Here is a 14,644-nt window from a genome sequence, read left to right as displayed (position 1 = left end):
GCCATGTTGAAAGAAATCCGTCCCGCGATCGTCTCGTTCGCAGCGCTCGCCTGTCTCACCGGCCTGATCTATCCGCTGGCGATGACCGGCATCGCCCAGATCGCCCTCCCCACCGAGGCTAATGGCAGCCTGATCATCCGGAATGACCAGGTGATCGGCTCCGCGCTGATCGGCCAGTCGTTCACCGAGCCGAAGTACTTCCACGGCCGCCCGTCGGCGACCACCGCGCCGGATCCGCAGGATCCGGCCAAGTCGGTTCCGGCGCCCTACAACGCCGCCAACTCGATGGGCTCCAATCTCGGCCCGACCAGCAAGGCGCTGGCGGACCGGCTCGCCGCCGACGTCGCCGCGCTGAAGCAGGACAACCCCGGCGCGGCGGTCCCGGTCGATCTGGTCACGACGTCCGGCAGCGGCCTCGATCCCGATATCACGCCCGAGGCGGCGCTGTTCCAGGCGCCGCGCGTCGCCAAAGCCCGCAATCTGCCCGAGGCCAGGGTGCGAGCCCTGGTCGAGAGCCAGGCCACCGGCCGCGAGCTCGGCGTGCTCGGCGAGCCGCGCGTCAACGTACTGAAATTAAACCTGGCCCTCGATAAGATGCAGGAACAGAACCAGCCGGGCTCCTGATGTCGACCTCGACCGTCACCGCACGCGCCTCGCCCGATGCCCTGCTGGCCCTCGCCGGCAAGGAAGGGCGCGGCCGACTGAAGATATTCGTCGGCGCCGCCCCCGGCGTCGGCAAGACCTATGCGATGCTGTCCGCCGCACGCAGCGAGCAGAGCAGCGGACGCGACGTGGTGGCGGGATTGATCGAGACCCACGGCCGGCTCGAGACCGAGCAATTGCTGCAGGGGCTCGACGTGCTGCCGCGCCGCCCGATCGTGTATCGCAACCGGGTGATGCGCGAATTCGACCTCGACGGTGCGCTGGCCCGCAAGCCGAGCCTGTTGCTGGTCGACGAATACGCCCACACCAACGTGCCGGGCAGCCGCCACCCGAAGCGCTGGCAGGACATCGACGAACTGCTCGCCGCCGGCATCGACGTCTGGACCACGCTGAACATCCAGCACCTCGAGAGCCTCAACGACGTGGTGCTGAAGATCAGCAAGATCCGCGTGCGCGAGACCGTGCCCGACAAGGCGTTCGACCGCGCCGACGAGATCGTGCTGGTCGACCTGCCGCCGGACGAATTGCTGAAGCGTCTCGCCCAGGGCAAGGTCTATGTCCAGGACACCGCGGCGCGCGCGGTCGAGAGCTTCTTCAAGCCGCAGAATCTGACCGCGTTGCGCGAGCTGGCGATGCGCCGCGCCGCCGAGCGGGTCGATGCCGCTCTGGTCGAGCGAATGCAGGCGCACGCGATCGAAGGACCATGGGCCGCCGGCGAGCGCATCCTCGCCTGCGTCGGCCCCGACACCGGCTCGCCCGGCGTGGTCCGCACTGCCAAGCGGCTCGCAGACCTGATGGACGCGCCGTGGATCGCCGTGACGGTCGAGCGCTCCGGCGTCAATCCCGACTCTGCGGCGCGCCGGCAGATCGACGAGGCGCTGAAACTCGCCGAGAGCCTCGGCGCCGAAATCCACACGCTGACCGGCAACGACATTCCCGACGAGTTGCTGCGTTTCGCGCGGTTCGAGAACGTCACCCAGATGGTGATCGGCCGCGCCCGGGGCGGCGCGCTGCGGCAATGGCTGGCGCGCTCGCTGCCGCAGCAATTGATGCAGCGCTCGACCGACATCGGCATCCATCTGGTGCCCGTGCCGGACGAGGCGATCACGCGCGACACCCGCTCGCTGGCGTCGCGACTGAACGCGTCGCAGCCGGCGCACTTTCTCTACGCCACGGTCGCGGTGGCCGGCGCGGTGGCGGTCGGCAAGGCGTTCGCGCAGGCGATCCCGACAGCGAGCCTGTCGGTTGTGTTCCTGATGGCGGTGCTGTTCAGCGCGGTGAAATCCGGCGTCGGCCCGGCGATCTTCGCCTCGGTGCTGTCGTTCCTCACTTACAATTTCTTCTTCATCGCCCCGCTCTACACCTTCACCATCGCCGAGCCTTACGAACTGCTGGCGCTGCTGATGTATCTGGTGGTGGCGATCGTCGCCGCGACGCTCGCCGGCCGGCTGCGCGAGCAGGCGCGGATTTCCGCGGGCCGGGTGCGGGCGATGCGGCGGCTGTACGAGTTCACGCGAAGGCTGTCCGGGCTGGCGACGCGCGACGATATCGCCGAAGGCGCTGCCAGCGAGATCCACGCCAGCCTCGGCCGCCCGGTGATGGTACTATTGCCGGGCGAGGACGATCTGGCGCTGGCCGCGGCCTGGCCGCCGGAGGATGCGCTCGACGAGGCGGCGATGATGGCGGCGCGCTGGGCCTTCAGCCACAACGAGCCGGCCGGCTTCGAGACCGGCACGCTGCCGATCGTGCCGTGGCGCTTCCTGCCGGTGCGCACCGGCAATACGACTTACGGCGTGATCGGGGTGATGCAGCAGCAAGGCAGCGCCGCGCTCGACTCCGAAGCGCTGGCGCTGCTCGATACGCTCACCGAGCAAACCGCGGCGGCGCTGGAGCGCGCGGCCTTGACACGCGACATGGTCAGCGCCCGCACCGCGACGGAGACCGAGCGGGTCCGGAACACGCTGCTGGCGTCGATCTCGCACGACTTCCGCACGCCGCTGTCGTCGATCCTCGGCTCGGCGACAAGTCTATCCACCTATGGCGACAAGCTCGACGCCGACGCGACCCGCGACCTGCTCGCCAATATCCGCGAGGAGGCCGAGGGCCTCGACGAGATGGTGCGCAACCTGCTGTCGATCACCCGGATCGAATCCGGCGCGCTCGAACTGCGCCGCGACTGGGTCGACCTGCGCGAGATCGCCGCCCGCGTGATCGAGGCCGCCCGCCGACGCGGCGCGGCGCAGCGCTTCGAAATGATCTGGCCCGCTGCAATTCCGCTGGTGAGAGCCGACGCGGCGCTGCTCGAACAGGCGCTCGGCAACATCGTCAATAACGCCGTCGCGCACACGCCGCCGACCTCTCACATCCTGATCGATGCCGAGAGCGACGCGTCATCGGTGAAGCTGCGCGTCACCGATGACGGGCCCGGCATCGCCGCTACCGACCTGCCGCACATCTTCGAGCGCTTCGTGCGCAGCGCGAGCGACGCCGCGCCGTCCTCGGATCGCGGCCAGGGCGTCGGCCTCGGGCTCGCGATCACCAAGGGCATCATGGAGGCGCATGGCGGCGCGGTGTCCGCGCTCAGCCCCGCTGCGAACGGCCACGGCACGCGCTTCGTGCTGACCTTCATGCGGGACAGGACACAGGAGGCGCCTGCACCATGAGCGTCAAATCGCGCGTGCTGGTGGTCGACGACGAACCGGCGATCCTGCGCTTTCTCAAGCCGGCGCTGGAAGCCAACAGCTACGAGGTCGCGCATGCCGCGACCGTCACCGAGGCGATCAAGCGGGTCGCGGCGGATGCCCCCGACATCGTGCTGCTCGATCTCGGCCTCGCCGACGGCGACGGCAAGGACGTGATCCGGCAGGTCCGCGCCTGGTCGGATCTGCCGATCATCGTGCTGTCGGCGCGCGAGCGCGAGGCCGAGAAGATCGAATCGCTCGATCTCGGCGCCGACGACTACGTCAACAAGCCGTTCAACACCGGCGAGCTGATGGCGCGGATGCGCGCGGCGTTGCGCCACCGGATACAGCGCAACGCCGAGCCCGCCGCGCTGTCGGTCGGCGGCATCGAGATCGATGCGGTGCGCCGGCGCGTCACCCGCGACGGCGCCGAGATCAAGCTGACGCCGAAGGAGTTCGAACTGCTGGCCTTCATGGTGCGGCACGCCGGGCGCGTCGTCACCCATCGGCAGATTCTGGCCGCGGTGTGGGGACCTGCGCATACCTCGGACACGCAATATCTGCGGGTCTACATCGGTCAGCTCCGGCAGAAGATCGAGCAACGCGCCGACGCTCCGCAAATCATCCTGACCGAGCCCGGCATCGGCTATCGGATCGGCGAGCAGAGCTGAGCGAATGCGCAAGGCAGGGTTCCCCGCGCGAGCATTGTCGCGCGGCGGCATGATGTGTTTGATGCCTGTCCCGCCCCGCGCCCGCGCGCCTGCCAACGCCCCAACGAAAGCAATGTCTCCGCCATGGCCGACCAGTTCAGCAACCTGCAGCAGTTCCGCAAGCCCGCGATCGTATCCAAGGGCGGCATCGTCGCCGCGCAGTCGCGCCAGGCGGCGGAGGTCGGCGCGGAGGTTCTGGCGGCCGGGGGCGACTGCGTCGACGCGGTGATCGCGACCACGTTTGCGCTGGGTGTGCTGGAGCCGTGGATGAGCGGCATCGGCGGCGGCGGCGCGATGGTGCTGTATCGCGCCGCCGAGGACACCTACGAAGTCATCGACTACGGCATGTGCGCGCCGGGCAGCCTGCGCACCGAGGACTATCCGCTGACCGGCGCGGGCGCCGCGTCCGACCTGTTTCCGTGGCCACGGGTGAAGGACGATCGCAACCTGCATGGACCGGGCTCGGTCGCGGTGCCCGGCGTCGTCGCCGGCATGGAGGAGGCACATCGCCGTCACGCCAAACTGCCGTGGAAGGAGTTGATCGCGCCGAGCATCGCGCTCGCCGGCGAAGGCCTCGCGATCGACTGGTGGACGACGCTGATGATCGGCAGCGTCGCCGCGGATCTGCGCCGCTACGAAGCGAGCGCGGCCTCCTATCTGAACGACGGCCTGCCGCCGCATGCGCCGTGGGGCATCAAGGCGCATGTGCGCATGCCACAGCACCGCCTGCAGGCGACGATGGCGCAGCTCGCCGAACAGGGCCCGCGCGATTTCTACGAAGGCGATCTGGCCCGCAGCATCGCCGCCGACATGAAGGCCAATGGCGGCTCGCTGACCGTCGAGGACCTCGCCGCGTTCCGCGCGCATCTGCGCCGGCCGCTGCAGATCCCGTATCGCGGCGGCACGGTGTACGCCACACCCGAACTCACCGCCGGCCCGACGCTGGCGCACACGCTGCGCCTGCTGCAGCAAAATCTGAATGCCAACGGCGTCGCCCCGGATGCGGAGGCCTACGCCGCCTATGCGCTGGCGCTGCAATCGGCCTATGCCGAGCGGCTGCGCGACATGGGCGACGCCGACGGCCGCCGCGCACTCGGGGCAGAGCATCTGGCACCGGCCTGCACCACGCATTTCTCGGTGGTCGATCGCCACGGCAACATGGCGGCGGTGACGCAGACGCTGCTGTCGACCTTCGGTTCGAAATTCGAACTTCCGAGCAGCGGAATCATGATGAACAACGGCGTGATGTGGTTCGATCCCGAACCGGGCCGGCCGAATTCGCTCGCGCCCGGCAAGCGCTGCCTCACCAACTACACGCCGGTGCTGGCGCAGGCCGCCGACGGCCGACGGCTGGCGCTCGGCGCATCGGGCGGCCGCCGCATTCTGCCGGCGGTGACGCAGATGCTGTCGTTCGTGATCGACTACGGCATGGATCTCGATGCGGCGATCCATCAGCCGCGGATCGACGCCAGCGAAGGCGCGGTCGTGATCGGCGACGTGAGGCTGCCGCAGGCGACACGCGACGCGCTGGCGCAGCGCTTCGACTACGAGGAAGCGCGGGGGCAGACCTTCCCGATGAAATTCGCCTGTCCGAGCGTGGTGCTACGCGAGGGCGCCGGGAACAGCGGAGCCGTCGAGATCGCACAACCCTGGGGCGATGCGGTCGCCGAAGCCGAGCGCCGACCCTGTTGAAACTACCAGGGCAGCCGGACCGACATGAAATGGACGGATTCGATGCGGTATACTTGCGACCAAGAAATCGCAGATATTTCACAGCCTGCTGCTACTCGACTACTCGATCGGCCATGCGTTCGGCTGCAGCTTGCTGATAACCGAGATGTCCGACATGACCCGCGACGGCGTACCCGCGTGCCCGAACTGCTCGGAAGCGATGTCCCAGATCGGATGTCTGCCGAATCTGCAACAACGACGGCGCGTTCTGGTGTTCCGCTGCAAGAACTGCGACCATGTCCTCAGCTACGAGGACAGCAGCTCGCCCGTTTGCCAGAACGCCGTATCTTGATTTTGCGACAGCCAAGGGCCGTGTGCTTCGACGGGCCACGGCCCGTGAACTTCCTCGCCTTGGAGCGCTGGGCTGTCGTCCATCTCGAATTCAGCCGGATCTGCTCCCGCGGTCAGAACTTCGTCCGCGGGCAGGATCGCGGACAGCGCCGATAGTCTCTCCGGCTTGAATGCGGTCAGCTCTTCGAGTTGTGCGATGTCGTGCTCGCGGCCTTCCGGATCCGCAATCCTGACGCGCCAGCCTTCGCTCTCCCAGACCCGTGCCTTGGCCAGCGCGATCAGCGAACTGTTGCGCACGCTCTGCATTTTTTCATCTCGTCGGGTCGCCGTCACGGTATAGGGCAAGCGCTGGTTCCTTCGTCGTTGTTGCGCGCACACTGGCCGACGGCTTTGACCGCAATTCGCCGCGACCGTGGCGAATTTGCGTTGCCCCGGGGCTGCGAATGCCGATGCGTGAGATCGCGGCGTCGCCGAGCCGTGGCCGACGCGGAAAAGCTTGCGAAGGTTCCCGTTCGTCGCGACAACATCGAGCGCTCATCGACGATTCAGCCCGCCCCGCGCTGTGTCGTTCCCGACAAGAAGGATGCTTCGCATGTCGCCGGTCTCTCTGCTTCTCAACATTCTCTGGATCGCGCTCGGCGGCTTCTGGATGGCGGCCGGCTGGGCGATCGCTGCGATCATCATGGCGATCACGATCATCGGGCTGCCATGGGCGCGGGCCTCCTTCAGCATCGCCGCCTATACGCTGTTTCCGTTCGGGCAGATGGCCGTGCCGCGCGAAACCGTCACCGGCCGCGAGGACGTCGGCACCGGTCCGCTGGGGCTGCTCGGCAATATCATCTGGCTGGTTTTTGCCGGCTGGTGGCTCGCGCTCGGGCACCTGATCACGGCGGTCCTGCTCGCGGTGACGATCGTCGGCATCCCGTTCGCATGGGCGCACGTCAAGCTCGCCGGGATCGCGCTCTGGCCGATCGGCAAGGAAATCGTTCCGGCGTAGTCGATCCAGGCCCGGATAGGCCGCGAGATCGAATGGCGCACCCGGCGCAAGTTCGGGTGGCCGAACCGGAGCGGCCGAGGCTGGTCGCCAAGTCCGGGCGACCAGATCGCGGCGTCCGGCCTTCAACGGAGGCCTGACCTCCGGCGCCGACGCGATTCGGATGCCTGACGCCACTGCCCGGACTATTGGTCATTGAGACATCGGCGCTTTTCTCGGCCGTTGCCGTCCCGCCCCCGATCGGCTACAGGATCAGGCGAAGCACCCGTAGCTCAGCTGGATAGAGCGTTGCCCTCCGAAGGCAAAGGTCACACGTTCGAATCGTGTCGGGTGCGCCAGTTTCCCCGTGCGCCACTTTCCCCAAGAGTGTGAATGGCGGGATCCGCCGCTTCTGGCGCAGAAGCGGGGAGCGCACTTTGCTTCCTTCATGCCGACGCGACGCGTCACCGCGCGCCCGCACGGCCGGGCCGGCTGGGCCCTCCGGCCGGCGGCCCGGCTTGCTTTCGGCGCAGCCGGGGAGGTCGCGAGCTCAGGTCTCGATCTTTACATATTCGAAATCGCCCGGCTTGTTGTCGATGCCTACCTTGGGCGCGGAGATCCACGGCGCATATGCGCCGGGGTCGCTCACCGGCTGCATCAGGCTGGCGATGAAATCGCCGTCGTCGGTCGACGGCAGCCAGTCGTCCTTGCGCTTGGCCCAGGTCGCGCCGTCGATCAGGACACCTTCGGGCGTCGCGTGAACGTCCTTGAACTCGCCAATGGCGCGGTGGAAGGCGACGTGCGGCAGCGCGAGCTGATAGTCATAGCCCGCCGTCGTGATCACCTTGTTCCAGCGCAGCAAGCCCTTGACGCAATCCTGCGAGTAATCGTCGCGCAGCCGCATGTTGAGCGCGGTCAGCGCCGGCTCGTCGACGCGCTTGATCTCGCCGTCGACGAATTTCAGCACCGGATAGGTCGCGCTCTTGAGCTGATGATCGTCGTCGATCTGGGTCTCGTGATAGCGCCCCTTGATGCCGAAATTGAAGGCGTTCGCCGCATTGGTCGACACTTCCGAACCAAACAGGTCGAGCGACAGCGTGTAGTGCAGGTTGAGCTTCTTCTGGATCGTCGGCAGATCGATGACGCCGAGCGCACGCACCTTGGCGATGTCGGTCGGGTCCGAGATGCCGGCCTCGCGCATCGCGTCGCAAGTCCGCTGGATGATGCGGGTGATGCCGGTCTCGCCGACGAACATGTGGTGCGCTTCCTCGGTCAGCATGAAGCGGCAGGTGCGCGACAACGGATCGAAGCCCGATTGCGCCAGCGAGTGCAACTGCATCTTGCCGTCGCGATCGGTGAAATAGGTGAACATGAAGAACGACAGCCAGTCCGGCGTCGCCTCGTTGAAGGCGCCGAGCATGCGCGGCGAATCGGCGTCGCCGGAGCGGCGGCGCAAGAGATCGTCGGCCTCCTCGCGGCCGTCGCGGCCGAAATATTTCTGCAGCAGATACACCATCGCCCACAGATGGCGGCCTTCCTCGACATTGACCTGAAAGAGGTTGCGCATGTCGTAGAGCGACGGCGCGGTCTTGCCGAGATGGCGCTGCTGCTCGACCGAGGCCGGTTCGGTGTCGCCCTGGATAACGATCAGCCGGCGCAGCATTGCGCGATATTCGCCGGGAACTTCCTGCCAGGCCGGTTCGCCGTAGTGCTCGCCGAACGGGATCTTGCGGTTCTCCTCCTGCGGCGCCAGCAGCACGCCCCAGCGATAGTCCGGCATCTTGACGTAGTCGAACTTCGCCCAGCCGCGCGGATCGACCGAATACGCCGTGCGCAAGTAAACCAGCGACTGCTGGAAGCCCTCGGGGCCCATGTCGTTCCACCAGTCGATGTAGCCCGGGTGCCAGCCCTCCAGCGCCTTCAGCACCTGGCGGTCGGAGGCGAGATCGACATTGTTCGGAATCTTGGTCGAGTAGTCGACGTTCATGATGTTCATGGCGTGCTCCCGGTTGGCATTTTTGATTTCGTCATTGCGAGCGGAGCGAGGCAATCCAGGCCGCAGTGCATTGAGTTTCTGGATTGCTTCGTCGCTTCGCTCCTCGCAATGACAAGCGCACGGTGATCGCGCGTGCTCACACCCGCGTCATGTCGAATTGCGCCTTCTGGCCGGTGCCGTAGCGGCGCAGCGCGCCGTCTTCGCCGACCGCATTGGGGCGCTGGAAGATCCAGTTCTGCCACGCGGTGAGGCGCGAGAAGATTTTCGACTCCATCGTCTCGGGCCCGACGAAGCGCAGATTGGCCTCCATGCCGGTGAGGCTGTCGGGCGAGAACGAGGCGCGCTCCTCGAGGAACACGCGGACCTCGTCGTCCCAGTCGATATCGTCGAGCGCGAAGGTGACGAGGCCAAGTTCGTCGGCGGCTTCGGCGTCGAGCGGCTCGCCGGTCTTCGCCTGCGCCTGCGCCAACTCATCGCCACCCGACTGGAAACGCGATTGCAATCGCGTCAGCCCGTGGCTCATCGGATACGGGCCGAAATTCATCGCGCTGAGCGTGATCTGGGGAGCCGGGCGGTTGTCACCCTCGCGGGTGCCGATCAGCATGTAGGAGCGGTCGGCGGCGAACACGAGTTCGGCCAGCGTGCCGGCGAAGCAGGAGCCGGGCTCGACCAGCGTCACCAGCGTGCGCGAGGTGACGTCGATCCGTTTCAGCACGCGCTTCCAGTAGTGCCGGATCTCGTTGACCAGCCAGTGCGCCTTGTTGGCCTCGAGGAAGGCGTCGTGCGCCAGCACCGAGGCACTGTCGCCGTGCGACTTGAACACCAGCATCGCGATGCCGAGTTCGTTGATGCGCAGATGCAGGATCGCGTCGTCGAGTTCGCGCGCGACGGCGAGCGACCAGGTCGAGGCCCCCTGCGCGATCAGGCCGTCGATATCGGCCGGCGCACCGGCTTCCGGTCCGGCGATCGAGATCGTCGCGATCCGCGCGTCGCGGTCGAGATCGACGCTGACGTGCTTGTAGCGCACGCCGGTGTCATCGAAACTGCGCGACAACGGCGTCAGCATGATGCCCTTGCCGTTGCCGCTGCGCGACGACGACGACGCGAATTGCTTGGCGCGGTCGGCGGCGACGGCTTCGAGCTTGCTGTTCGGCGCGATCTCGTCGACGAGGCGCCATTGCACCGCGCGCTTGCCCTTGATGCCCTCCTCGATCGTGCAGAAGAAATCGGCGCGGTCGCGCCGCACCTTGCGCTTGTCGACGACGCGCGTCAGCCCGCCGGTGCCGGGCAGCACCGCGAGCAGCGGCACTTCCGGCAGCGCCACCGCGGCGGCGCCGTCATCCGCCATGATGATGTGATCGGCCGCGAGCGCCAATTCGTAGCCGCCGCCGGCCGCGGTGCCGTTGATCACCGCGATGCTGCGCTGGCCCGAGAACTCGGAGGAGTCCTCGAAGCCGTTGCGGGTCTCGTTGGTGAATTTGCAGAAATTGACCTTGTGGGCGTGGGTGGCGCCGGCCAGCATCCGGATGTTGGCGCCGGCGCAGAACACCCGGTTCTTGCCGGAGCGCAGCAGGATGACCTTGACCTGCGGATGCTCGAAGCGCAGCCGCTGCATCGCGTCGGCGAGCTCGATGTCGACGCCGAGGTCGTAGGAATTCAGCTTGAGCTGATAGCCCTCGAACAGGCCGCCGTTCTCGTCGACGTCCATGGTCAGCGTCGCGATGTCGCCCTCGATCGCGAGCTTCCAGTGCCGATAGCGAGTCGGATCGGTTTGAAAGTCGATCCAGCTCGCTCCGTTCGCGAGAGCGCGATCCTCCCCGGCCATGGCCTTCCCTTTCGTCTTCCTCGATTGAGGTGAATTATAATGCACGATTTTGTCGGAGTCCACCACGATCGGCTGAAATAGTGCACTTTGTTGCAGCTTTTAAAGCGAGTCAGGCGGCGTACCCGTATGTCGCCTCGCCATGCCCCTCGAGGATCCGGTCGGCGAAATCGGCGACGGCGCGTAGCGTCGCCTCGGCGGCCTCGCGATGCGGCGAGTGGCCGGCGCCGGCAATGATCAGGGTTTCGACCGGGCAGCAGCACTCGGCTTCGGCGATCTCGATCTGCTTCAAGGTGCCGTACTGATCGTCGGCGCCCTGCACGATCTGCACCGGAACGCGGATGTAGGCGAGGTGATCGGAGATGTCCCATTTGCGGAACGCGGGATCGAGCCAGGCGCCGTTCCAGCCGTAGAACGCGTTGTCGACGTCGCTGTGCCACTTGGCGAGTTTCGCGCGCAGCTCGGTGGTCTCGTAGGCCCGCTTGATCGCCGCGATCGATTGCACCGAAATATCCTCGACGACGAAATGCGGCGCGATCAGCGAGACGCCCCGAATGCGATGATCCGGCACACCGCCGGCATAGATCGCCGCGATCGAGGCGCCGTCGGAATGGCCGATCAGCAACCCGCGGCGGAAGCCGATGGCGTCGAGCACACGTGGCAGCACGTCGAGCGCCTCGCGATGCATGTAGTCGACCGGCCGCGGCAGTTGCGCCGGACTGGAGGCGCCATAGCCCGCGCGCGAATAGGCGAACACGCCGGCGCCGGTCGCGGCCGCGAGCCTGTCCGGAAAGTCGCCCCACAGCCCGACGCAGCCGAGCCCTTCATGCAGCAGCACCAGCGTCGGCGCCTCGGCGGGCGACGGGCCGATCATGCGATATTCGAGCTGGTGATCGGCGATGGTGAGATGGCCAGTGGCAGAAAGCTCCGTCATCGGCGCAGCCTCTTTCCCCACCCCCTTGCGGGGAGGGTGGCCACGAGCGCCGCTCTCAGCATGGGCAGTTCTCCGCTTGTACTCACGACCCGCCCTCGCGCAGCTTGAAGCGCTGGATCTTGCCGGTGGCGGTTTTCGGCAGGCTCGACACCACCTCGATCCAGCGCGGATATTTCCACGGGCCGACCTTCTGCTTGACGTGATCCTTGAGCGCCTCGAACAGCCCGTCGGCGGCAGCGCCGTCGCGTAGCACCACATAGGCGCGCGGCTTCAACAGGCCGTCGAAATCGGCGTCAGGCACGACGGCGGCTTCGAGCACGGCCGGATGCGTGATCAGCGCGCTCTCGACCTCGAACGGCGACACCCAGATGCCCGACACCTTGAACATGTCGTCGGCGCGACCGCAAAACGTGTAGCGGCCGTCGGCGTCGCGGATGTATTTGTCGCCGGTGCGGGTCCAGTGGCCCTCGAAGGTCGCACGGCTCTTGCTACGCTGGTTCCAGTAGCCCTCGCCAGCGGATGGCGCGTCGACCAGCAGTTCGCCGACCTCGCCATCGGCGACCTCGGCGCCGGCCTCGTTGACCAGTCGCACCTTGTAGCCCGGCACGGGCTTGCCCGAGGTGCCGTATTTGATGTCGCCCGGCGCGTTGGACAGGAAGATGTGCAGCAATTCGGTCGAGCCGACGCCGTCGAGTATGTCGGCGCCGAACCGCGCCTTCCAGGCGAGCCCGACGGATTCAGGCAACGCCTCGCCGGCCGACGTACAGATCCGCAGCCGCGTGCCGGCGCTTTCGCTCTTCAGCGCCGGATCGTTGAGCATCGCGGCGAACAGCGTCGGCACGCCGCAGAAGATCGTCGGGTTATAGCGCTGCATCAGCCTAAAGATCACCGCCGGCGTCGGCCGCTCGGAATTCAGCACCGTGGTGGCGCCGACCGACAGCGGGAAGGTCAGCGAATTGCCGAGCCCGTAGGCGAAGAACAATTTCGCCGCCGACAGCACGACGTCCTCCTCGCGGATGCCGAGCACCTGCCTGGCGTAGGTCTCGGCGGTGGCGGCGAGATTGGCATGCAGATGCCGCACGCCTTTCGGCATGCCGGTCGAGCCCGACGAATACAGCCAGAACGCCGGCTCTTCAGCGTGCGTTCGCGCGGTCTCGAAGCTGTCGCTCTCGCGCGCGAGTTCGTCGGCGAGCTTGAGATGGCCGTGCGCGTCGCCACCCGAGACCACGACATGCGCGAGATCAGGCAGGCCGGCGAGGATGTCCTTCACCACCGGGTAGAGCGCTTCGGAAACGAACAAAACGCGGGCGCGGCAGTCGGCCAGCACATAGGCATATTGCTCGGCGGTGAGCAGCGTGTTGAGCGGCACCGGCACCACGCCGCCGCGGATCGCGCCGAGGAACACGACCGGGAAGTCGATCGTGTCGAGCATGATCATCGCCACGCGCTCCTCGCGCCGCACGCCGAGGCGACGCAGCAGGTTGGCGGCGCGGCAGGTCTGCGCCTGCAGCGCGCGATACGTCAGCTCGGACACGGTGTCCGTAAAGGCCAGCTTGTCGCCGCGCCCCTCGGTCACATTGCGGTCGAGCAGCCAGCTCACCGCATTGTACGGCCCGGCACCGGTCATGCCGTGCATTGTTCGGCAGCGCCAATGGCCATGGCGTCCTCCCCGCTGGTAGAATTATAGTTCATTAGAATTATAATGCATAGGAAGCCACCGGACCGGGTTGCTGTCAATCCTCCACAGCACTATGATTCCGCTCAACTTGCCATGAGCGCGCCTTCAGAAATGACCGACCCCACCGAATCCGACGCCAGCTTCCTGCTGGAGCTCGGCCAGCGCGTCCGCACGCTGCGCGGCCTGCGCGGGATGTCGCGCAAGGTGCTGGCGAAAGTGTCGGGGATTTCCGAGCGCTACATCGCCCAGCTCGAAAGCGGCAAGGGCAACGTCTCGATCATGCTGCTGCGCCGCGTCTCCGGCGCGCTGGCCACGCCGCTGGAAGATCTGCTGCCGAGCGGCGATCCGTCGATCGACTGGCCGGTGATCCGCGATCTGGTCCGCCGCGCCACGCCGGTGCAGATCGCGCACGCCAAGGACGTGCTGTCCGGGATGGGCCGGCTCGGCGCCGGCGCGCGGCGCGAACATGCGTTTCACGGCATCGCCTTGATCGGCCTGCGCGGCGCCGGCAAGTCGACGCTGGGCCGGATGCTCGCCGACAAGATCGGCTGGGCCTTCGTCGAGCTGAACAAGGAGATCGAGCAGCAGAACGGCCTGTCGGTCGCCGAAATCATCGCGCTCTACGGCCAGGAAGGTTTCCGCCGGATGGAGCAGGCGGCGCTGGCGCAATTGCTGGCGCGCAAGGAACTGATGGTGCTGGCGACCGGCGGCGGCATCGTTTCCGAGGCGATCACCTTCGACCAGATCCTGTCGTCGTTCTACACCATCTGGCTGAAGGCCGAACCCGAAGAACATATGGCGCGGGTGCGCGGCCAGGGCGACCTGCGGCCGATGGCCGACGACCGCGCCGCGATGCAGGAGCTGCGCACCATCCTGCAGAGCCGCGAACCGCTCTACGCCCGCGCCTCCGGCGTGCTCGATACCGCCGGACTGAGCGTCGAGGCGGCCGCCGCGAAGCTGACCGCGATGGTGTCGCCGGTGCTGTGCCGGGATGCGTGTGCATTCGGGCTGAAGAACGAGGCGATGTAGTTCGCGCGACGAAAGAACCCCGTCATTCCGGGGCGCCGCGAAGCGGCGAACCCGGAATCTGAGGTTGTTACCACGCAGCACCGCAGGACAGCTCGGGATTCCGGGCTCGCTCGCTCCGCGAGCGCCCCGGAATGAC

11 protein-coding genes and 1 tRNA gene are annotated in these 14,644 nt (G+C 67.0%); 7 read left to right on the top strand and 5 right to left on the bottom strand.

Annotated features, from left to right (window positions below; genetic code table 11):
* The first annotated feature begins 3 nt into the window (after nt 1-3).
* From SR870_RS20850 to SR870_RS20835, 4 genes are all read left to right on the top strand, one after another.
* Complete coding sequence (locus SR870_RS20850) at nt 4-624, top strand: K(+)-transporting ATPase subunit C (protein WP_322515410.1); 621 nt, start codon at nt 4-6, stop codon at nt 622-624.
* Nucleotides 624-3,326 (top strand): sensor histidine kinase KdpD, encoded by a 2,703-nt coding sequence (locus SR870_RS20845; protein WP_322515409.1) that lies wholly within the window; start codon nt 624-626, stop codon nt 3,324-3,326. Before SR870_RS20850 ends, SR870_RS20845 begins: the two co-directional genes overlap by 1 nt.
* Nucleotides 3,323-4,015: a response regulator gene (locus SR870_RS20840; protein WP_322515408.1), complete on the top strand. Its 693-nt coding sequence runs from the start codon at nt 3,323-3,325 to the stop codon at nt 4,013-4,015. Before SR870_RS20845 ends, SR870_RS20840 begins: the two co-directional genes overlap by 4 nt.
* A 123-nt stretch (nt 4,016-4,138) precedes the next feature.
* Entirely contained in the window at nt 4,139-5,746 is a 1,608-nt protein-coding gene (locus tag SR870_RS20835; protein WP_322515407.1) for a gamma-glutamyltransferase family protein, read from the top strand.
* A gap of 285 nt (nt 5,747-6,031) precedes the next feature.
* Here the strand turns inward: SR870_RS20835 and SR870_RS20830 are convergent, their stop codons facing one another.
* Nucleotides 6,032-6,421: a hypothetical protein gene (locus SR870_RS20830; RefSeq protein WP_322515406.1), complete on the bottom strand. Its 390-nt coding sequence runs from the start codon at nt 6,419-6,421 to the stop codon at nt 6,032-6,034.
* Nucleotides 6,422-6,668: 247 nt separating this feature from the next.
* Here SR870_RS20830 and SR870_RS20825 point away from each other — a divergent pair, with 247 nt between their 5' ends.
* Nucleotides 6,669-7,073, top strand: a complete 405-nt coding sequence (locus SR870_RS20825; RefSeq protein ID WP_322515405.1) for a YccF domain-containing protein — start codon at nt 6,669-6,671, stop codon at nt 7,071-7,073.
* Nucleotides 7,074-7,331: 258 nt separating this feature from the next.
* A tRNA-Arg gene (locus SR870_RS20820) sits at nt 7,332-7,408 on the top strand.
* A 191-nt stretch (nt 7,409-7,599) separates the two neighbouring features.
* Here SR870_RS20820 and boxB read toward each other — a convergent pair.
* From boxB to SR870_RS20800, 4 genes are all read right to left on the bottom strand, one after another.
* Nucleotides 7,600-9,036, bottom strand: a complete 1,437-nt coding sequence (gene boxB, locus SR870_RS20815; RefSeq protein ID WP_322518333.1) for a benzoyl-CoA 2,3-epoxidase subunit BoxB — start codon at nt 9,034-9,036, stop codon at nt 7,600-7,602.
* Nucleotides 9,037-9,181: 145 nt separating this feature from the next.
* On the bottom strand, nt 9,182-10,870 hold the full coding sequence (boxC, locus tag SR870_RS20810) for a 2,3-epoxybenzoyl-CoA dihydrolase (protein ID WP_322515404.1): 1,689 nt from the start codon (nt 10,868-10,870) through the stop codon (nt 9,182-9,184).
* 109 nt (nt 10,871-10,979) lie between these two features.
* Nucleotides 10,980-11,801 (bottom strand): alpha/beta hydrolase, encoded by an 822-nt coding sequence (locus SR870_RS20805; RefSeq protein ID WP_322515403.1) that lies wholly within the window; start codon nt 11,799-11,801, stop codon nt 10,980-10,982.
* Nucleotides 11,802-11,883: 82 nt separating this feature from the next.
* Entirely contained in the window at nt 11,884-13,437 is a 1,554-nt protein-coding gene (locus SR870_RS20800; protein ID WP_322515402.1) for a benzoate-CoA ligase family protein, read from the bottom strand.
* 135 nt (nt 13,438-13,572) lie between these two features.
* Here SR870_RS20800 and SR870_RS20795 point away from each other — a divergent pair, with 135 nt between their 5' ends.
* Nucleotides 13,573-14,508, top strand: coding sequence for a helix-turn-helix transcriptional regulator (locus SR870_RS20795; RefSeq protein ID WP_322515401.1), 936 nt, complete (start codon nt 13,573-13,575; stop codon nt 14,506-14,508).
* The last annotated feature ends 136 nt before the right edge of the window (nt 14,509-14,644 follow it).

Source organism: Rhodopseudomonas palustris, from assembly GCF_034479375.1.
GTDB classification, from domain to species: domain Bacteria; phylum Pseudomonadota; class Alphaproteobacteria; order Rhizobiales; family Xanthobacteraceae; genus Rhodopseudomonas; species Rhodopseudomonas palustris_M.
Note: the sequence above shows the minus strand (reverse complement) of the source record. Positions and strands in the feature narration are given on the sequence as shown.